General features: G+C 66.2%; 18 protein-coding genes, 1 tRNA gene and 1 pseudogene. 5 read left to right on the plus strand and 15 right to left on the minus strand.

Annotated elements, in window-relative coordinates:
• Positions 1-127: 127 nt before the first annotated feature.
• Positions 128-751 carry a TetR/AcrR family transcriptional regulator gene (locus ARGLB_RS04500; protein ID WP_003799373.1) on the plus strand — a complete coding sequence of 208 codons (624 nt, stop codon included), beginning with the start codon at positions 128-130 and terminating at the stop codon, positions 749-751.
• Here the strand turns inward: ARGLB_RS04500 and ARGLB_RS04505 are convergent.
• From ARGLB_RS04505 to ARGLB_RS04550, 10 genes are all read right to left on the minus strand, one after another.
• Positions 748-1,791, minus strand: a complete 1,044-nt coding sequence (locus tag ARGLB_RS04505) for a HoxN/HupN/NixA family nickel/cobalt transporter (RefSeq protein ID WP_003799375.1) — start codon at positions 1,789-1,791, stop codon at positions 748-750. The two genes, ARGLB_RS04500 and ARGLB_RS04505, sit on opposite strands and share 4 nt — an antisense overlap.
• Complete coding sequence (locus tag ARGLB_RS04510) at positions 1,791-2,684, minus strand: urease accessory protein UreD (protein WP_085929184.1); 894 nt, start codon at positions 2,682-2,684, stop codon at positions 1,791-1,793. Before ARGLB_RS04510 ends, ARGLB_RS04505 begins: the two co-directional genes overlap by 1 nt.
• Entirely contained in the window at positions 2,681-3,298 is a 618-nt protein-coding gene (gene ureG / locus ARGLB_RS04515) for an urease accessory protein UreG (RefSeq protein WP_003799379.1), read from the minus strand. The genes ARGLB_RS04510 and ureG overlap by 4 nt, the downstream gene beginning before the upstream one ends.
• A gap of 12 nt (positions 3,299-3,310) precedes the next feature.
• Complete coding sequence (locus tag ARGLB_RS04520) at positions 3,311-4,015, minus strand: urease accessory protein UreF (protein WP_003799380.1); 705 nt, start codon at positions 4,013-4,015, stop codon at positions 3,311-3,313.
• Positions 3,996-4,475, minus strand: a complete 480-nt coding sequence (ureE, locus tag ARGLB_RS04525) for an urease accessory protein UreE (protein ID WP_003799382.1) — start codon at positions 4,473-4,475, stop codon at positions 3,996-3,998. Before ureE ends, ARGLB_RS04520 begins: the two co-directional genes overlap by 20 nt.
• Before the next feature lie 15 nt (positions 4,476-4,490).
• Positions 4,491-6,233 (minus strand): urease subunit alpha, encoded by a 1,743-nt coding sequence (gene ureC, locus ARGLB_RS04530; RefSeq protein ID WP_003799384.1) that lies wholly within the window; start codon positions 6,231-6,233, stop codon positions 4,491-4,493.
• Positions 6,230-6,577, minus strand: coding sequence for an urease subunit beta (locus ARGLB_RS04535; protein ID WP_003799386.1), 348 nt, complete (start codon positions 6,575-6,577; stop codon positions 6,230-6,232). Before ARGLB_RS04535 ends, ureC begins: the two co-directional genes overlap by 4 nt.
• A gap of 8 nt (positions 6,578-6,585) precedes the next feature.
• Positions 6,586-6,888 (minus strand): urease subunit gamma, encoded by a 303-nt coding sequence (locus ARGLB_RS04540; RefSeq protein ID WP_003799387.1) that lies wholly within the window; start codon positions 6,886-6,888, stop codon positions 6,586-6,588.
• A gap of 122 nt (positions 6,889-7,010) precedes the next feature.
• Entirely contained in the window at positions 7,011-7,580 is a 570-nt protein-coding gene (locus ARGLB_RS04545) for a cysteine hydrolase family protein (RefSeq protein WP_003799388.1), read from the minus strand.
• Positions 7,581-7,607: 27 nt separating this feature from the next.
• A complete protein-coding gene (locus tag ARGLB_RS04550; RefSeq protein WP_003799389.1) occupies positions 7,608-8,615 on the minus strand; it encodes a LacI family DNA-binding transcriptional regulator in 1,008 nt (335 codons plus the stop codon).
• On the opposite strand from ARGLB_RS04550, the pseudogene ARGLB_RS22635 reads away from it, so the two are divergent.
• Positions 8,614-10,281, plus strand: a pseudogene (locus tag ARGLB_RS22635) (glutamyl-tRNA reductase); the annotation flags it as partial. The gene ARGLB_RS04550 and the pseudogene ARGLB_RS22635 overlap by 2 nt on opposite strands.
• Before the next feature lie 118 nt (positions 10,282-10,399).
• Here the strand turns inward: ARGLB_RS22635 and ARGLB_RS04565 are convergent.
• Positions 10,400-10,472 (minus strand) — tRNA-Lys (locus tag ARGLB_RS04565).
• A gap of 233 nt (positions 10,473-10,705) precedes the next feature.
• On the opposite strand from ARGLB_RS04565, the gene ARGLB_RS04570 reads away from it, so the two are divergent.
• The 3 genes from ARGLB_RS04570 (at position 10,706) to ARGLB_RS04580 (ending at position 13,258) form a co-directional block, all read left to right on the plus strand.
• Entirely contained in the window at positions 10,706-11,365 is a 660-nt protein-coding gene (locus ARGLB_RS04570; RefSeq protein ID WP_003799392.1) for a hypothetical protein, read from the plus strand.
• 257 nt (positions 11,366-11,622) lie between these two features.
• Positions 11,623-12,240: a DUF47 domain-containing protein gene (locus ARGLB_RS04575; protein ID WP_003799394.1), complete on the plus strand. Its 618-nt coding sequence runs from the start codon at positions 11,623-11,625 to the stop codon at positions 12,238-12,240.
• A 1-nt stretch (position 12,241) separates the two neighbouring features.
• The gene (locus ARGLB_RS04580) at positions 12,242-13,258 is read left to right on the plus strand and encodes an inorganic phosphate transporter (RefSeq protein WP_003799397.1); all 1,017 of its coding nucleotides are present in this window, start codon (positions 12,242-12,244) and stop codon (positions 13,256-13,258) included.
• A 230-nt stretch (positions 13,259-13,488) separates the two neighbouring features.
• Here the strand turns inward: ARGLB_RS04580 and pstB are convergent, their stop codons facing one another.
• The 4 genes from pstB to pstS form a co-directional block, all read right to left on the minus strand.
• Complete coding sequence (pstB, locus tag ARGLB_RS04585) at positions 13,489-14,268, minus strand: phosphate ABC transporter ATP-binding protein PstB (RefSeq protein WP_003799400.1); 780 nt, start codon at positions 14,266-14,268, stop codon at positions 13,489-13,491.
• Between the two features lie 83 nt (positions 14,269-14,351).
• Entirely contained in the window at positions 14,352-15,461 is a 1,110-nt protein-coding gene (gene pstA / locus ARGLB_RS04590; RefSeq protein ID WP_003799402.1) for a phosphate ABC transporter permease PstA, read from the minus strand.
• Positions 15,462-16,394 (minus strand): phosphate ABC transporter permease subunit PstC, encoded by a 933-nt coding sequence (gene pstC / locus ARGLB_RS04595; protein WP_003799404.1) that lies wholly within the window; start codon positions 16,392-16,394, stop codon positions 15,462-15,464. It lies immediately after the preceding gene.
• A 121-nt stretch (positions 16,395-16,515) separates the two neighbouring features.
• A complete protein-coding gene (gene pstS, locus ARGLB_RS04600; protein ID WP_003799406.1) occupies positions 16,516-17,637 on the minus strand; it encodes a phosphate ABC transporter substrate-binding protein PstS in 1,122 nt (373 codons plus the stop codon).
• Positions 17,638-17,853 lie beyond the last annotated feature (216 nt).

Consider the following 17,853-nt stretch of genomic DNA (forward strand, 5'->3'; position numbering starts at 1 on the left):
CGAAAGGCTTTCGTTTTAGTATGAGGGCGTGTGGCGCCGAGCACAATAGCTTTTTCAAAAGCGGCCGCAACCGCTGCCGGAGACTAGGCTGGGTTCCGATGTTCCAGAGCTGCAGACAGGAGATTCCATGGGGCGCCCGCTCCTCCCGCTGATATCCGTGGAGGCCCTGACGACGGCCGCGCTGGAGCTGGTCGATGAGAGCGGCGACTTCAGCTTCCCGAAGCTCGCGAAGAAAATCGGCGTCAGCCAGTCCTCCATCTACAACCACGTCAGCGGCCGGGACGAGATCCTGGAACTGCTGCGGCACCGGATCATCACCGAGGAGCCGTACCCTCCCGTGGACCACAGCGAGTGGGAGGGCGCGCTGCGGGTCCTGATCCGCGCGTACCGGGACGCCTTTGCCCGCCATCCGCGCCTGGCTCCGCTGCTGGTGCTGCAGTCCATCACCGATCCGGCGGTCATCGGCCTCTACGAGGACCTGGCGCTGGCCCTGGAAAGCGCGGGATTCAGCGGGCGTGACGTCGTGGCGGCCATTTCCACCATCGACAGCTTCGCCCTGGGCGCGGCCCTGGACCTGGCGGCGCCGGAAGTGGTGTGGGATCCGCCGGCGGAGGGCTACCCCACGCTCAAGCGGGCGCTCGGCAATGCCGGACCGTCAGAGGAGCGGGGCGGACACGCCTTCGACTTCGGCCTGGACGTGGTCATCGGCGGGCTTCGGGCGAAGCTGGGAGGCCAGGAAACGCGGGCCTAGGAAACAGCCCGCCGGCGCGCCCTCAGGGTGGCCACTCCCCACAGCGCCAGGAAGGCAGCCACCAGGAGCAGCCCGGCATCGCCCAGGTCTATCCCGCCCAGCCAGGCCGTGAGCGGGTCCTTCAGCCCGAACGCCGCGTTGCAGAAACCGGCGAGGGTTATTCCGGCGACGAAAAGCGCGGACAGTGCCGAGAGCCCGGTGATGACGGCGTTGAACCCCAGCTTGCGCAGGGGATCATGGATGGCGGACCCGTACATCCGCATCATCGCCACGCCGTTCGCCGTGTCGCACAGGGTCATGGCAGCGGTGAAAGCAAGCGGCAGTGCCAGCAGCGCGGCGGGCGACACGCCCGCCAGGGATGCCGCCGTCGTCATCACCAGAAGTCCGATGGTGGTGGCCGTATCAAAACCGAGCCCGAACAGGAACCCGATCACGTACACGTTCCTGGGCCGCCGCACCTTGGACAGTGGCCGGGCCATGAGGCGGGCCACAAAGCCCTTGGCCTCGAGTTCCCCGGGGAGCACCGTGCCGCCGCCGCGGACCCTGCGGTAGGATCTGGCGGCACCCAGAAACGCCGACCCGTTGAAGATCCCCATGGCCAGCAGGAACAGGCCGGAGACGCCGCTGCCGATCAGCCCCAGGACCAGGTTCCCGGTGCTGCCCTCGGTCATGAACCTGCCCACCAGCGATACCCCTGAAACCACAAGTGCCCCGGCCAGGATCACCACCGAACTGTGCCCCAGGCTGAAAGCAAATCCCACACTCGTGGGATCCTGCCGCTGGGCCACGAACTTCCGCGTGGAGTTGTCGATCGCGGCGATGTGGTCCCAGTCGTAGCTGTGCTTGATGCCGGCCAGGTATGCCGTGAGCACCAGTCCGAACGCCAGCGGCTGCCCCGACGCTGCCGTGCCGGCAATCAGGAGCACGACGGCGGCCAGATGCAGGATGCCCACCGCACCAAAGGTGGCCAGCAGGCGCGTCCGGAGCGGCAACTGCTCACGCTCGCGGTACATGGCTGCGAACTGGGTCAAGGTAGTCATCAGTACTTCCTGAGGTTCAGGGGCGCTTGGCCATACCAGCGTTGACGGAGAAGGCCGCTGCAGCCACCCAGTAGCGTATTGAGTTTTTCGGTGCTGTTGGACAATGACCGGAGCACCAGGGCCGTGATGCCGTCCATTGTGGCACTGAGCGAGACCCCTGTGTAGGCGTCGAACTTTTCCGCCAGCCGGTGCAGGTCGTCGGCGAGCGCCTGGTCTACGCGGGCGTCCACCACCACCAGCGAACCCAGGTGGCTGTAGCCCTCCATGAAGCCGGTCCCCGTGACGTCGTCGAGCGGCGGCCGGACCAGCAGGTTGTCCAGGGCGAGCAGCCGGGTGCCCGCGTCCGTCTCCACGCGGATCTCGTTGCGGAGCCGCAGTTCCTCGTACCGGAAGGAGGCCCCGTCCGGGGACCATCCCGGCGTGATCACCTCCGCCATCATGAGGCTCGACGTCGGCCGCACCGTGATGTGGGTGTTCTGCCGGTAACTGGCCTCCCGGTAGGCGATGACTTGGTCCGGCGCCAGTTCCAGCCGCGAGCCCTCCCCCAGCCGGACGCTCATGCGCTGCTCGGCAAACGATCCCGGGGTCCGGTAGATCTTCGTCGCGGACTGCGTGGTGAGCAGCAGGTCAGCCCCGTCACCCACCTCCACGTCCAGAACGTAGAGATCTGCCCCCAAGTAGGCCCCGCCCGGATTCACGACGACATAGCAAACCTGCCCGCTGTCATCCAGATAATGCGGCCGGAGCACCCGTAACGCGCCCCGATGGTACTGGTGCGTTGCCACGGACTTCCCAGCACGAAGCTCGATACGCAGGGCAAGCTCTCCCATGGGTGCGGGGGTGCGTCCGGCGGCTTCGTCACCTTGAGGGACCGCCAACGGGATCGTGCTCATGTCGCCAGGTCGAGCATCAGGACGTCGCGCCGGATCCATTCGATGACGTGCTCGAGGCCTTCGTCCGTCTTGAGGTTGGTGAAGCAGAACGGCTTGGCGCCGCGGAATTCCCTGGAGTCGCGTTCCATGACGGCGAGGTCGGCGCCGACGTGCGGGGCGAGGTCGGTCTTGTTGATGATGAAGAGGTCGGACTTGATCATGCCCTGGCCGGCCTTCCGCGGGATCTTCTCGCCCTGCGCAACGTCGATGATGTAGACGGAAAAGTCCACCAGCTCGGGGCTGAAAGTGGCGGAAAGGTTGTCGCCGCCGGACTCCACGAAGATCACCTGCAGGTCCGGGTGCCGCTGTTTGAGCTCTTCGATGGCGGCCGTGTTCATCGACGTATCTTCGCGGATAGCGGTGTGCGGGCAGCCGCCGGTCTCGACGCCGATGATGCGGTCCTCGGGCAGGATGCCGTTGGCGGCGAGGATCTTGGCGTCCTCGATCGTGTAGATGTCGTTGGTGATGGCGGCCATGGAAATCTCCGCGCTCATGTGGCGCGTGAGCCGTTCCACCAGCTGGGTCTTGCCGGCGCCGACGGGGCCGCCGATGCCGATCTTGATGGGTTCAGTCATGTTGTCCTCCTGCTAGCTCATGAACATGCGGGCACGCTGGCGCTCATGCCTCATCTGCGAAATCTCCAGGCCGGGGCTGACGGCCCCGAAGTCGTCCGGTGTGAGGCGGGCGGCCCGCTCGACGGCGGCAGCAACGGCGTCGTGAGCGTTTCGCAGCACCCGCTGCCCGGCGGTCTGCCCGAGCGGGATGGCCCGGAGGGCGTTCTGCGTCAGGGAGGTGACGGTGGCGAAAAGGTGCGCGGCGATCGCCTCAGCCGCCGGAACCCCGAGGGAACGGGCGACGACGGCGAACGCCAGCGGCTGATGGCCGGCGGCCCGGCCACTACTCACCAATGCCCGGTACGCGGACAGTTCGGCCGAGGGAAACACTTCGGTGCCGATGTCGAGCATCCGGTTTCCCATCTTGATGCTGGCCTCACGCACCTGCCGCGGCAAAAGCTGCGCGGTCAGCAGCCCGTCCAGCTCGAGAACATCCCACCCCTCATACAGGAATCGCATGGCCGGGGCGTCGGAATAGGTCAGCTGCTGCGAGAGGAACGCTCCCAGCCACCGCCCAAAGGACTCCTCATCATGAACGACCCCCCGCTCAATGTAGGTCTCAAACCCCAGCGAGTGAGCAAACGCCCCTGTAGGAATCGAGGAATCAGTTAGCTGCCGCAGGGCGAGCTGGTAGCTGTTCCCTGAAGCCGACGGCTCGTCAGTGCGTGTGTTCAGCATGGCGGAAAGGCACTGGCATGACGCGTTCCTGGCGGTTGTAGGGCACTCCGACGTGTTTGAGGTAGTCCTCGACGGTGTGGTCGTACTGGCACACCATGACGTCAGCACCGTACTCGGAGGACGCGTCGAAGAACTGCGCCTGCAGGTGCCGGTTGCCCAGGGAATGTGCCACGACGCCCATTTCGTGAATGGTCCGTGGGGCGATCACCAGGACGTCGGTGGGCAACACGGAGACCACGATCATGTTGGTTTCGGCCAGGTGCAGCACGTCGCCGTCTCGGAGGTCTGCCGATCCCGCTGGAAGCCTGATGCCGATCTCGTTGCCGTGGTCGGTGGTGACGCGCTGGATGCGCTTGACCAGCTGGGCACTTGGCAGGACTACTTTCTCCCGGTGCAGGCCGGCGTAAGACTCGGCGGCCGGAAGGTCGTGCAGGTTGCCGAGGATTTTTTCGATGATCACGTCAGGCTCCGGGGGTTAGAAGAGGAAGTAGCGCTGTGCCATGGGCAGGACGTCCGACGGTTCACAGGTGACGTCCTCGCCGTCCACGCTCACCTGGTACGTTTCGGGGTCGACCTGGATGTCCGGCGTGGCGTCGTTGAACTTGAGGTCGGCCTTGGACAGCGTGCGGATCCCCGACACGGGGCGGATGTTCTTCTGGAGCCCCAGTTCTTCCGGCACCCCCGCATCGATGGCCGCCTGCGACAGGAACGTGATGGAACACTGCTGCACGGCTTTGCCGAACGCGGCGAACATGGGGCGCATGGTGCGCGGCTGCGGGGTAGGGATGGAGGCGTTGGCGTCGCCCATCAGCGCGTAGGCAATCTGGCCGCCTTTAAGGACCAGCTCGGGCTTCACGCCGAAGAACGCGGGGTCCCAGAGCACCAGGTCCGCGAACTTGCCTTCCTCGACGGAGCCGATGGAGTCTGCCATGCCCTGCGCGATGGCGGCGTTGATGGTGTACTTCGCCACGTACCGCTTGATCCGGAAGTTGTCGCTGTCTGCCGAGCCGTGTGTTCCACCGGCAGGGTCCTTGAGGACGCCGCGCTGCTTCTTCATCTTGTCCGCCACCTGCCAGGTGCGGGTGATCACCTCGCCCACGCGCCCCATGGCCTGGGAGTCCGAGGACGTGATGGCGAAGATGCCGAGGTCCTGCAGGACGTCCTCGGCGGCAATGGTCTCGGCGCGGATGCGGGAATCTGCGAAAGCCACGTCCTCGGGGATGTCCGGGTTGAGGTGGTGGCAGACCATGAGCATGTCCAGGTGCTCTTCGATGGTGTTGCGGGTGTAGGGCAGCGTGGGGTTTGTGGAGGCGGGAAGCACGTTCGGCAGGCCGGCGATTTTGATGATGTCCGGCGCGTGCCCGCCTCCGGCGCCTTCGGTGTGGAACGTGTGGATGACGCGCCCGCCGATGGCGCGGATGGTGTCCTCCACGAAGCCGCACTCGTTCAGGGTGTCCGTGTGGATGGCCACCTGGACGTCGTACGCGTCCGCCACTTTCAGCGAGGTATCGATCGATGACGTGGTGGAACCCCAGTCCTCGTGGACTTTGAGCCCGATGGCACCGGCCCGGATCTGTTCGGCCAGAGGTTCGACGGCGGACGCGTGGCCCTTGCCGAACAGCCCGATGTTGATGGGCATGCCCTCGGTGGCCTGCAGCATCCGCTGGATGTGCCACTTGCCGGGAGTGACGGTGGTGGCTTTGGTGCCTTCGGCCGGCCCGGTGCCGCCGCCCACCATGGTGGTGACGCCGCTGGTAAGGGCGGTGGGCACCTGGTCCGGGGAGATGAAGTGGATGTGCGTGTCCACGCCCCCGGCGGTGAGGATCTTCCGCTCCCCCGCAATGATCTCTGTACTCGCGCCGATGACGATGTCCACGCCGTCGGCAATCTGCGGGTTTCCGGCCTTGCCGATCCGGAAGATGTGGCCGTCCTTCAGTGCGACGTCGGCCTTGTAGATCCCGGTGTAGTCCAGCACCACCACATTGGTGATGACGGTGTCCGGCACACCGCCATCAGGACCGCCGTCCCGGGTGGCCTGGCCGTTCTGGCCCATGCCGTCCCGGATGACCTTCCCGCCGCCGAACACCACTTCCTCGCCGTAGTTCGTGAGGTCCTTCTCAATCTCGAGGAACAGCTCGGTGTCCGCCAAGCGGATGGCGTCGCCCGTCGTCGGGCCGTACAGGTCCGCATACTGCCTGCGGGACAATTCGAAACTCATTGGCGGCCGCCGTCCCGGTCAACGCCGTCCCGGTCAACGCCGAGGCTGCCGTTCACCGCGTTGCTCAGGCCATAAACCTCACGGCTCCCGGCCAGCCGAATCAGCCGGACGGTTTTCCCGTCGCCCGGTTCGAACCGTGCGGCGGTGCCGGCGGGGATGTCCAGGCGCCGCCCATAGGCCGCGCTGCGGTCGAATTCCAGCGCCGGGTTCGCCTCCGCGAAGTGGTAATGCGAGCCCACCTGCACGGGCCGGTCACCGGTGTTGAGGACGACGACGTCGATCGCCTCCCTGCCCGCGTTAAGGACCAGCGGTTCGGGACGCAGGACGTACTCTCCCGGAATCATGATGCCCCCTATCGGATGGGGTTGTGGACGGTGACGAGCTTGGTGCCGTCAGGGAAGGTGGCCTCGATCTGGACATCGTGGATCATCTCCGGCACGCCCTCCATGACCTCGTCTCGGCTAAGCAGCGTGGTGCCGTAGCTCATGAGCTCAGCCACGGTGCGGCCATCCCGGGCACCCTCGATCAATTCATAGCTGATGATCGCCACGGCTTCCGGATAGTTCAGTTTGAGACCCCGCGACTGGCGCCTCCGGGCGAGGTCGGCGGCGACCACGATCATGAGCTTTTCCTGCTCACGGGGCAGCAGATGCATGAGGTTCCCTTCAACGGCCTGCGGGTCGGCGTGGGACCCAGACTAAGCCCCGTTCGTTTCCACCACGTTTCCGGAGCATCAGGTCGGCCCCCAGCAGCCGCGTTTCCCGACGGCCTCCGCCGTCAGCGGTCTCGGCTCGTGTCTCCGCTGAGGCGGGCGAGGATTGCATCGTTCGACTGGACAGGCTGGCGGTATGTGGCGGACAGGATACGCAGCATGTCCGCTGCGTCCTGGCTGTCCTCCGAGGCCATGGCGTCCTCCGCATACGTCACCCGGATGTTATGGGCGAAGGCGTCCGCTCCGGTCTGGGCGATGCAGTTGTGCGTGGAGACGCCCGCCAGCACCACTTCGTCGGCGTCCCAGTTCCGCAGCCGGGACAGCAGGTCGGTTCCCATGAAGGCGCTGTCCCGCGTCTTGCTCAGCTGCGGCAGGCCGTCGGTGACGAGGCCGGGCACAGCCTCCGCCTGCTTGCTGCCCCGAAAAATGAAGCCCTGGTCATCGTCCAGCATGCTTAGCGTCCACGTTGACTTGTCCCGCTCGTGCTCGGTGCCAACCAGCAGCGCCCTGTGTCCGTTGGACGTGAACCCCTCCAGCAGCCTGTTGCAGGAGGCGACCATCCGCTCCCGCTGGGCTGCCAGTTCCGGCGCTTCGAAGTATGCATTCTGCATGTCGATGATGAGCAGGGCAATCATGGATCCACCTTTCGTGCACTGAGAATTTTAGGGGGCCGAGGCACGGATCCTCAGTTCAAATTGCGCTTCCACATGCGTGCCTTCGGCAGCCTTCCCGGATTCCTCAATCCGGTCGATCAGCAGCTGCACGGACCGCTCGGCGATCTCGTTCATGCCGGGGGCAACAGTGGTCAGCGACGGGGACGAGAACCGCGCCTCATCAATGTCGTCGAACCCTGCCACGGCAGCATCCTCGGGCACCCTGACCCCGCGGAGCAGCAGTTCGTGCATCGCCCCCAGAGCCAGGGCGTCGTTCAATCCAAAGACGGCGTCGAACGGCTGGCCGCCGTCCAGGAGCCTCGCCACCGCCGTCGAACCGCCGTCACGGCGCCACTCCGATGGCACAATCAGGGCCGGATCAAAGGCCACACCCGCCTCGGCCAGCGCCTCCCGGTATCCGGCCAGCCGAAGTCCAGGCGAGCCGGCACGGTCTTCGGGAGAGGCGCCGATCACCGCGATTCGGCGCCGTCCTCCCGCCAGCAGGTGGGCTGTCATGGCCTTGGCCGCGCCGACATTCTTCATGGTGACGAGGTCGAACCGCGGGTCGTCGATGTGCTCGCCGAGCATCACGAGGGGTTTGGTGCCACGGCGGGCGGCGGCCACGGCGTCCGCGTCGAGCGCCAGCGGGGTGAACAGGAGGCCATCCGTCAGCTGGCTCAGGGATCCCTGCAGGGCGGTGAGCTCGTTGGCCCTGGTCGCCGCGGACTGCTCGACCAGGACGCGGTAGTCCCGGGCGGCTGCCACAGTCATGAGCCTGGAAGCGAGCTCAGCGTAATACGGCACGGAGAGATCGGATACCACCAGCCCCAGCATGCGGGATTTCCCGGAACGCAGGCTCCTCGCCGTCAGGTTCGCCTCATAGCCAAGCTCGGCGATTGCGTCCAGCACCTTCTGCCGGGTGGCCGGCCTGATGAACTCATAGTTGTTGAGCACATTCGACACGGTTTTGAGGGAAACTCCGGCCGCACGGGCAACATCGTTCATTGTCACGGCCATGCTGGGTCCCTTTCGCGGCAGACATCCCCCTCGGACATCTCTCTTTCGATACATCGTTGCAGAATGCAGGCCACCCCGCCCATCAAGAATTTCCCAAGGTGGGTCCCCCACCCTTTCTGCAAGGTCTCTTGGCTCTGGGGCCAGGCAACGGCGCCTGGCCCCGGCGACAATCGGCGGTGTCCTCATTTGCGGCGGCCACCGGCGGGACCGGTCCGGAACGGGTGTCCTCTTAAGTGTTAAGCGGCGGCCACCACCCGGGCCGGCCACCAAGGATCGCGGCAGGACAGGGTGGGGAACGTTGCGGCGGAAGGGGGCCGATTTGTTGCAGGGTGCAGGGGGATCCATCGAGGGATTACCCCCGTCAGAACGGCAGTTTGCTCTTGTGGTTTCCCACCATGCCCGCACACCGCACCAGGGATCCGTTCCCCGGTGCGGAGACGGGGGTCCCGAACGGGCTGACGGCGCGGACGGCCGGGGAACCGGCCTGGAGTTCCTGGCCCGCCTCGGTTCGGGACCCATCCGCATCACTTCGGACGTCATCGCGAACCTGGACGGCGTCGCGGGAGCGGTTGTGCTTGCCACGTGCAACCGGTTCGAGGTCTATTGCGACGTCGGTCCTGCGGCCGATCCGGAAACCACCAGGAGGCACGTGCTGGGTATCATCAGCACCTGCTCGGGAGTTTCCCACGATGAACTCAGCCGGGCGTTTGACTGCCTGACCGGCACCGCCCTGACCGAGCATCTGTTCTCGGTGGGGGCCGGCCTTGACTCGGCAGTGGTGGGCGAACGGGAAATCACCGGGCAGCTGCGCCGCTCACTTGCCTCGGCCCAGGAGACCGGATCGGCCAGCGGATCACTGGTCCGGCTCTTCCAGGCAGCCTCCCGCGCCGCCCGCGAAGTTGGATCGCTGACGGCCCTGGGTGAGGCCGGCCGCTCCATGGTGTCCGTTGCGCTGGATCTGGCTCTCTTCCGGCTGGGACGCCGGGACCTGTCCGGCCTGTCCGTGGTGGTCCTCGGCACCGGCGCCTACGCCGGATCCACCCTTGCCCTTCTGGCGGCAAAGGCGTGCCCGGCGGTGTCCGTGTTTTCCTGGTCCGGACGGGCCGAGGCCTTTGCGTCAGCCCGGGGCGCCACGGGCCTGACCTCCGAGGATCTGCCCGCTGCCATCCGCGGAGCGGATGTGGTGATCGGCTGCAGCGGCCGCGGCCCCCGGCTCGGCTCCGGGGACTTTCGCGCCTTCCGGCAGGGCGCTGCCGCACCGCTCGTCGTCGTCGACCTCGCCCTCAGCCGGGACTTCGAACCGGAAGTGGGCGAACTGCCGGGGCTTGACCTCATCACGCTGGAGCATGTGCGGCTGGCCTCGCCGCGTGAACAAACCGACGTCGTCCGGCAGGCCGGTGAACTGGTCCGGCAGGCCGCCCGGCGCTTCGAGGAGGACCGGCACGCGCGGCTCCTTGATCCGGCGATCGTGGCGCTGCGCGAACACATGCAGTCGGTGCTGGCGGATGAAGTGGCCCGGGTGAAGAACCAGCACGGCTGCACGGCCACCGCGGAAGCGGTGGAATTCGCCCTGCGGCGGGTGGTGCGGCAACTCCTGCATGTTCCCACCTCGAGGGCACGCGAGCTGGCGGCAGCCGGCCGGCAGGACGAATACACGGCCGCCCTGGAAACGCTGTTCGGGCTGGACCTGACGGCGGGCGGGAAAGCGGAGGCCGGCGCAAATAAAAAGTCCCCGGATTCCTGTTGCCAGGAAGCCGGGGACTTTCCACTCTTCGCTAAAAGAGTGGGCCCTGTGGGGATCGAACCCACGACCCACGGATTAAAAGTCCGATGCTCTACCAACTGAGCTAAAGGCCCAAACTGTCTGCTGAAATGCGGGCTTCAGCAGCCTGCAAACGCGAGACAGTTCCAGTCCATTTCTGGACGTTTAATACTGTACCCCAGACGGTGGCGACTTCAGCACGGCCCCGCCGCCGCCGTCGAACGTGTCTTTTTTGGGAGACGGCAGGGTTTCGGGCTGCTGGTGCAGGACGGGCCGGGCGCTGCAAGGGGCGCTCGATTCCCGTTCCTTGCAGGAGTAGCGTGGGACCATGAGCCAGAATGCAGGAACCAGCGGCCCGGGCGGGGCGGAGCGGCACCACAAACCGAAGCCTTTTGCGCCCATAGATTTCGAACCTTTCGCGGGCGGCGCCGATCCGGCGCGTGTCTCGGAAGCTGCGCACCTGGCCGCCCAGGCCCTGGTGCGCCACGGGCGGGACAGCGATGATCCCGTCATCACCAAACGGCTGGTCAAGCTGGCCGACGAGCAGGGCCTGGAGGCAATCGCGGAGATGTGGGCTGAAAGCCCGGCACGTTCACTGCCCGGCGCGCTGTGGCGGCTGTATGCCCTCCGCGCGGCAACCGTGCAGGATCCCGAGCGTATCTCCGTTTATTTCAAGGCGGGCAAGGACACAGCGCAGGTCTCCAATGTGGTGGCCGGCGCGGCCGAACCGCCGGGCGCCGACGAAATGAAGACCATGGCGGATGCAATCCTGTCCGGGGCATTCGACGGCGACTTCGACGTTGCGCTGGAACGGTCCGCCGCGTTCTGCCGCGTGGTGGCGCTGGGACAGGCCACGCTCGCGGACGGTGCGGAGCATTCAAACGAGAGCCACGCGCGCAAACTGACGCGCAACTCGCACCTGCTCGTCAAGACCGCAGAGGACCTCGAACACGCCGCCAACGCCTGGCGACTGGGTGAGCTCGACTGACCCATCAGTCCCGATCTGTCAATGTTGACTTGGCCCAGCCAAAGTAGAACACTGAAATAGGTGCCGAACCGCGAAACCCCCGGGCTTCAACATTTAGCCGCCTAGAGCGGCCTACCGCCGAGAGGCGTATCCGGTTCGGCACCATTTTTATGCCCTCATCCAGCTGCCGGTAAAGTACTGGGTAGCTGCGGCTCCGAGGTCAAGTCAAAAGCCTCCCGCGGCGTCCCGCCCTGACGATCCTCCGGAGACCGGTACTCATGAAGCTGCGCCTTTTTCCCCAGGAGCCCGCAGGCCTGAACCTGCTGTCGCAGCTGGCCCGGCAGATCGTTCTTGCCAGCGCAACCATGGCTGAAATCCTCGGCGCGCCGGCCACCGAACACCACCGGCTGGTCGAGGACATGCACAACCACGAGGCAAAGTCGGCCGAGCTGCACTTCGCCCTGCTGACCCACATGCGCACCAGCTTTGTGAACCCCCTCCCGCGCGAGGACATGTACGCCCTTTCGCAGTCCCTGAATGAAGCCATTGAGAAGCTGGACGCCGCGGCCGAACTCGTAGCGCTCTACAACCTGGACCGGCTGCCCAAGCGCGCAGCCGACCAGCTGGAGATCATCAGCCGCCAGGCCGAGCTGACGGCAGACGCCATGCGCCGGCTGAACAACCTGGACGACCTTGAGGACTACTGGATCGAGGTCCTGCGCCTGGCCAAGCGGGCCGAACGGACCCACCGCGTCTGGGTCGCGGACATGCTCAAGGACATGAAATCCGCCCAGTACGCCCGCAACCGGGACATCGCCAACCAGCTGGTGGACGTCACCAAGGACATGCGCCGTATCGCCACCCAGGTGGGCAGCATCATCGTCAAGGAATCCTGAGGTGACGCTGTTCATCTTTGCCCTGGTGGTGCTCCTCACCGCGGCTTTTGCCTTCATCAACGGCTTCAGGGACGTGTCCACCTCCGTGGCCCTTGCCGTGCGGACACGCGCCCTGACACCCACCGTGGCCGTGCTTCTGGCTGCCCTCTTCAACCTCATCGGCGCGCTGCTGAGTGCCGGCCTGGCCGTGGCCATCAGCCAGAACTGGGTTGTTCTCCCGCCGGGCGACAGCGGCCTGACCATCATCGCCGCGGGCCTCGCCAGCGCCTGCGCCTGGGGCCTGTTCCTGTGGTGGCGGGGCATTCCCTCCTCCTCCACTCACGCCCTGGTGGGCGGCCTGGCGGGCGCGGGAACCGCCAGCGTGCTGGTGGGCGGCAACTCCGTGGGCGGCGTGGACCAGTCACTCCTGTTCCAGGTGGTCCTCCCCCTGGCACTCTCGCCGCTCATTGCCTTCATCGCCGCCTACCTGCTGGTGTTTCCCGTCACCTGGGCCGCGCGGTACACCCAGCCGAGCGTGGTCAATAAACGGTTCCGGGCTGCACAGTCGATCGCGGCCGGCGCCGTGGCTTTCGGCCATGGGCTGCAGGATGGCCAGCGGGTCAGCGCGGTACTCATCCTGGCGTTGCTGGCCGCCGGTTACTCGGACGGCGGCTCGCTTCCTATGTGGGTGGCGCTGCTGTCCGCGGTCATGATCACGGTGGGCACGCTCTTTGGCGGCTGGCGCATCTCGCACACCATTGGCTACCGGCTCACCCGGATTGATCCGCTGCGCGGTGTGGTGGCCCAGGGTTTCAGTGCGCTCCTGCTGTTTATTGGCGCCATCGGGCTGCATTGGCCTGTCTCCACGACTCACACGGTCACGTCCGCCGTGCTTGGTGCGGGGGAAAACCAGCAATTCGCCACCAGCCACCGCAAGCTGGTGACCCGGATCCTGTCACTGTGGGTCCTGACGCCGGCGGCCACCGCCGCGGGAGCCTTCGTCCTGGAACTGGCACTCTCCCCGCTCATCGCGGCCTAAAAAGATCGATTGCTCCTCACCGGATCCTCGGGCTTGCGAGTCCGGGGTGCGGTTGGGTGGGCCCACAGCCGCAGGGGTCCCCGGGCGAGCTTGCGAGTCCGGGGTGCGGTTGGGTGGGCCCACAGCCGCAGGGGTCCCCGGGCGAGCTTGCGAGTCCGGGGTGCGGTTGGGTGGGCCCACAGCCGCAGGGGTCCCCGGGCGAGCTTGCGAGTCCGGGGTGCGGCTGGGGATTATCCGAAGCGGCCGGAGACGTAGTCCTCGGTGGCCTTCTGGCTCGGGTTGTTGAAGATGGTGCTGGTCTCGGCGAACTCGATGAGCTTGCCCGGCTTGCCGGTGCCGGCGATGTTGAAGAACGCCGTCTTGTCCGAGACGCGGGCGGCCTGCTGCATGTTGTGGGTCACGATCACCACCGTGTACTGGTCCTTGAGCTCGTTGATGAGGTCCTCAACGGCCAGGGTGGAGATCGGGTCCAGGGCGGAACACGGCTCGTCCATGAGGATTACCTGCGGTTCCACGGCAATGGCGCGGGCGATGCAGAGGCGCTGCTGCTGGCCGCCGGACAGTCCCGAGCCGGGCTTCTCCAGGCGGTCCTTGACCTCGTTCCAAAGGTTGGCGCCGCGGAGCGAGCGCTCCACCAGGGCATCGGCCTCGCCCTTGGAGATCTTCTGGTTGTTCAGTTTCACGCCGGCCAGGACGTTGTCCCGGATGGACATGGTGGGGAACGGGTTGGGCCGCTGGAACACCATGCCGATCTGGGAGCGCACCGTCACCGGGTCCACGCCGGGTCCGTACAGGTTGTCGCCGTCGAGCAGCACCTCGCCCTCGACGCGGGCGCCCGGCAGCACCTCGTGCATGCGGTTCAGCGTGCGCAGGAAGGTGGACTTGCCGCAGCCCGAGGGGCCGATGAACGCCGTGACGGACTTGGCCTCGATGTTGATGCTGACATCTTCCACGGCCAGGAAATTGCCGTAGTACACGTTCAGGTCTTTGACGTCGATGCGCTTGGACATGATGTTCCTTAACTTGCTGGGATGAATTGAAGTCTAGAGCCCGGCCTCCCGGGCCGGACAGCGATCGGTGTGGGCGGTCCGGCCTAGCGGCCCGTCTTCGGGGCGAAGACCCGGGCAATCAGGCGGGCGCCGAGGTTGAGCAGCATCACCAGGATGATGAGGACCAGGGCCGCACCCCACGCCCGCTGCGACGAGGGGTCGGGGTTGGACGGCGAGGTGGGGTTCAGGATCTGCGTGTAGATGAACGTGGGCAGCGAGGCCATCCATCCGCCGAACACGTTGTTGTTGATGCTCGTCGCGAACCCTGCGGTCACCAGGATGGGGGCGGTCTCGCCGATCACCCGGGCGATGGCCAGGGTGACGCCCGACGCAATGCCGGAGATCGCCGTCGGAATAACCACCTTGAGGATGGTCCGCCACTTGCGGACGCCCAGCGCGTAGGAGGCCTCGCGGAGCTCGTTGGGCACGATCTTGAGCATTTCCTCGCTGGACCGGACCACCACCGGGATCATCAGCACGGAGAGTGCGACGGCGGCGACGGCGCCGGTCTTGGTGCCGGGCCCTACCACCGCGAAGAAGAACGCGGCGGCGAAGAGGCCGGCGACGATGGACGGGATGCCGGTCATGACGTCCACGAAGAATGTGATGGCGCGGGCCAGCGGGCGGTCGTTGCCGTACTCGACGAGGTAGATCGCCGTCAGCAGGCCCACCGGAACGGAGATGACGGTGGCCAGCAGGGTGATCTGCACGGTGCCCAGGAGCGCGTGGTAGATGCCGCCGACGACCGGCCCGGTGCCTTCGGCCGCACGGTTGTCGAACACGCCCGTGACGCCGTTCATCGAGGTGCCCAGGAAACCGGGGTTCAACAGGCCCGGGATGCCGTTGACCATGACGGTCCAGATAACGGAGATCAGCGGCAGCAGGGCAACCAGGAAGGCGCCCACCACCAGGCACGTGGCGAGCTTGTCCTTGGCCTTGCGCGCCCCCTCAACGGCACCGCTCCAGCCCACGAGCCCGGCGGCGAAAAGAACGGCGGATACGACTCCCCAGCCGAAGGCGTTGAAGCCGATCAGCGCGAGGATGGCGGCCCCGAGGACCAGCGCGACGCCCAGAACCACGTAAGGGGCATATTTGGGCAGCTGGCCCTTGGTCAGGGCGGACCGCTTGCGGACGGGGGTCAGGGTGGAGGTCATTTAGTTGGCTCCCGAGAATTCTTTGTGCCGGCTGATGATCCACCGGGCGATCATGTTGACGGCGAGCGTGATCACGAACAGGACCAGGCCCGCGGCGATCAGCGTGCTCACCTTGAGGCCGCTGGCCTCGGGGAAGTTCAGGGCGATCTCGGCGGCGATGGTCTGGTTGCCGGACTGGATCAGGCTGGCGGTGAGTGCGCCGGAGGACAGCACCAGCGCCACGGCCATGGTTTCGCCCAGGGCGCGGCCGAGGCCCAGCATGACGGCGCTGATGATGCCCGGGCGGGCGAAGGGCAGCACCGACATCTTGATCATTTCCCAGCGGGTGGCGCCCAAGGCGAGGGCTGCTTCCTCGTGCAGCTTGGGGGTCTGGAGGAAGATCTCGCGGGACAGCGACGTGATGATGGGGATAACCATGACGGACAGCACGATGCCGGCGGTCAGGATGGTCTTGCCTGTGGCGGAGGCCGGACCGTGGAAGAGGGGCAGCCAGCCCATGTTCGCGGCGAGCCAGCCGTAGGCGGGCGAAATCTGCGGGGCCAGGAAGGCGGCGCCCCAGGCACCGTAGATCACGGAGGGGATCGCGGCGAGCAGGTCAATCACGTAGCCGAGGCCGGATGCGAGGCCGCGAGGGGCGAAGTGCGAGATGAAGAGGGCGACGCCGATAGAGACCGGCGTGGCGATGGCCAGGGCGATGATGGCCGCGATGAGGGTGCCGACGACGATCGGCCAGATGTAGGCGAAGAAGCCCTCGCCGCCCTGGATGTCCGCGGCGGGGGCGGTGAAGGCGGGAATCGCCTGAATGACGAGGAAGAGCGCCACGCCGAACAGCACGGCAAGAATCAGGCAGCCTGCCGCCAGGGCCGCTCCGGAGAAGACTTTGTCCCCGGCGCGGCCGGCGCCTCGGGAACTGGTCAGGGAGGTGGTGGTCATACCCGGCCCTTCGGTGTTGTTGATGCATCAGATGTGAATCGGGGTGGAACCGCGCTTACACGGCTAAGTTCCCCGCCCTGCCTGGCGGCTGGGCGGGGAACCTCGGCGAACAGGACAGACGTTACGACTTGACCTTGATCGACTCGATGGCCTTGGTGGCCTTCTCTGCCAGTGTGGCGGAGATCGGAGCCGACTTGGCAGACTCGGCGGCGGCGTTCTGGCCCTCTTCGGAAACTACGTAGGTCTCGAAAGCCTTGACCAGGTCGACCGTTTCCTGCTTGTCGTAAGTGGAGCAGACGATGTGGTAGGAAACCAGGACCACTGGGTAGGCACCGGATTCGGTGGTGGTGCGGTCAAGCTTGATGGCGCCGTCGGTGTCGGCGCGGCCGTCAACCGGCTTGCCGGCGTCGACTGCCTTGGAGGCGGCTTCCGGGGAGATCTTGACGAACTCGGAACCGACCTTGATCTGGGCGATGCCCAGCTTGCCGCCTACGGCGGAGTCATCGGCGTAGGTCACGGCGCCCGGGGTGTCGGTGACGGTCTTGACGACGCCGGACGTGCCCTTGGCGTTCTCGCCCTTGAGGGATGCAGGCCAGATGCCGTCGGCCTTGTCCTTCCAGATCTCGGGAGCCGCGGCGGAGAGGTACTCGGTGAAGTTCTTGGTGGTGCCGGAGTCGTCAGAGCGGCTCACCGGGGTGACGGCGAGGTCCGGGAGCTTGGCGTCCGGGTTCAGCGCTGCGATGGCGGGATCGTTCCACTTGGCGATCTCGCCGCGGAAGATCTTGGCCGCGGTGGGGGCGTCCAGCTTCAGCTCGGTGATGTCCGGCAGGTTGAAGGCAATGGCGATCGGCGAAATGTAGACGGGGATCTCGATGGCACCGTCGGGGCCGCAGACCTTCTTGGCCGAGGCCAGTTCCTCGTCCTTCAGGTAGGCGTCGGACCCGGCGAACTGTGCCGAACCGTCGAGGATGGCCTTGCGCCCGGCGCCGGAGCCGTCCGGGGAGTACTGGACGGTGGCGCCCTGGTTGGCGGAGGCGAAGTTCGTCTTCCAGACGTCCATGGCCGCGCCCTGCGCGGAGGAGCCGATGCCGGTCAGGGTGCCGGTGACCTTGGTGCCTGCGGCGGAGGCGCTGCCTGCGGGAGCGGTGTTGGTGGCATTGTCTGAACCACAGGCGGTGAGCGCGAGTGCGCCGGCGGCGATAACAGCGATAGCCGCGTGGCGGCCGAAGCGGAGTGCCTTCACTGGGTGTACCCCTTCCAGGGTTTTTCGATGCGGTACGGACCGGAGACGTCCGAACGTTACATGCGTACTTTTTGTACCTTCACTGAAGTTATGGGCCGCAGGTAACAAGTTTTGGGGTCCGAGGTGAACGCAGGGTTAACGACGGCGGGCCATTGGCTTACAGATGCTGAGTTGCCATTGCGTTAGTTTCGCCACAGTCGTAGTGATTCGGCTACA

Source organism: Arthrobacter globiformis NBRC 12137, assembly GCF_000238915.1.
GTDB lineage: Bacteria > Actinomycetota > Actinomycetes > Actinomycetales > Micrococcaceae > Arthrobacter > Arthrobacter globiformis.

Bases quoted from the DNA above. Each gene is read 5' to 3' on its own strand.
- ureG (WP_003799379.1), bottom strand. From the start codon at position 3,298: ATGACTGAACCCATCAAGATCGGCATCGGCGGCCCCGTCGGCGCCGGC.
- ARGLB_RS04500 (WP_003799373.1), top strand. From the start codon at position 128: ATGGGGCGCCCGCTCCTCCCGCTGATATCCGTGGAGGCCCTGACGACG.
- ARGLB_RS04535 (WP_003799386.1), bottom strand. From the start codon at position 6,577: ATGATTCCGGGAGAGTACGTCCTGCGTCCCGAACCGCTGGTCCTTAAC.
- ARGLB_RS04540 (WP_003799387.1), bottom strand. From the start codon at position 6,888: ATGCATCTGCTGCCCCGTGAGCAGGAAAAGCTCATGATCGTGGTCGCC.
- ureC (WP_003799384.1), bottom strand. From the start codon at position 6,233: ATGAGTTTCGAATTGTCCCGCAGGCAGTATGCGGACCTGTACGGCCCG.
- pstC (WP_003799404.1), bottom strand. From the start codon at position 16,394: ATGACCACCACCTCCCTGACCAGTTCCCGAGGCGCCGGCCGCGCCGGG.
- ARGLB_RS04575 (WP_003799394.1), top strand. From the start codon at position 11,623: ATGAAGCTGCGCCTTTTTCCCCAGGAGCCCGCAGGCCTGAACCTGCTG.
- pstA (WP_003799402.1), bottom strand. From the start codon at position 15,461: ATGACCTCCACCCTGACCCCCGTCCGCAAGCGGTCCGCCCTGACCAAG.
- ARGLB_RS04545 (WP_003799388.1), bottom strand. From the start codon at position 7,580: ATGATTGCCCTGCTCATCATCGACATGCAGAATGCATACTTCGAAGCG.
- pstB (WP_003799400.1), bottom strand. From the start codon at position 14,268: ATGTCCAAGCGCATCGACGTCAAAGACCTGAACGTGTACTACGGCAAT.
- ARGLB_RS04505 (WP_003799375.1), bottom strand. From the start codon at position 1,791: ATGACTACCTTGACCCAGTTCGCAGCCATGTACCGCGAGCGTGAGCAG.
- ARGLB_RS04550 (WP_003799389.1), bottom strand. From the start codon at position 8,615: ATGGCCGTGACAATGAACGATGTTGCCCGTGCGGCCGGAGTTTCCCTC.
- ARGLB_RS04510 (WP_085929184.1), bottom strand. From the start codon at position 2,684: ATGAGCACGATCCCGTTGGCGGTCCCTCAAGGTGACGAAGCCGCCGGA.
- ARGLB_RS04520 (WP_003799380.1), bottom strand. From the start codon at position 4,015: ATGCTGAACACACGCACTGACGAGCCGTCGGCTTCAGGGAACAGCTAC.
- ARGLB_RS04570 (WP_003799392.1), top strand. From the start codon at position 10,706: ATGAGCCAGAATGCAGGAACCAGCGGCCCGGGCGGGGCGGAGCGGCAC.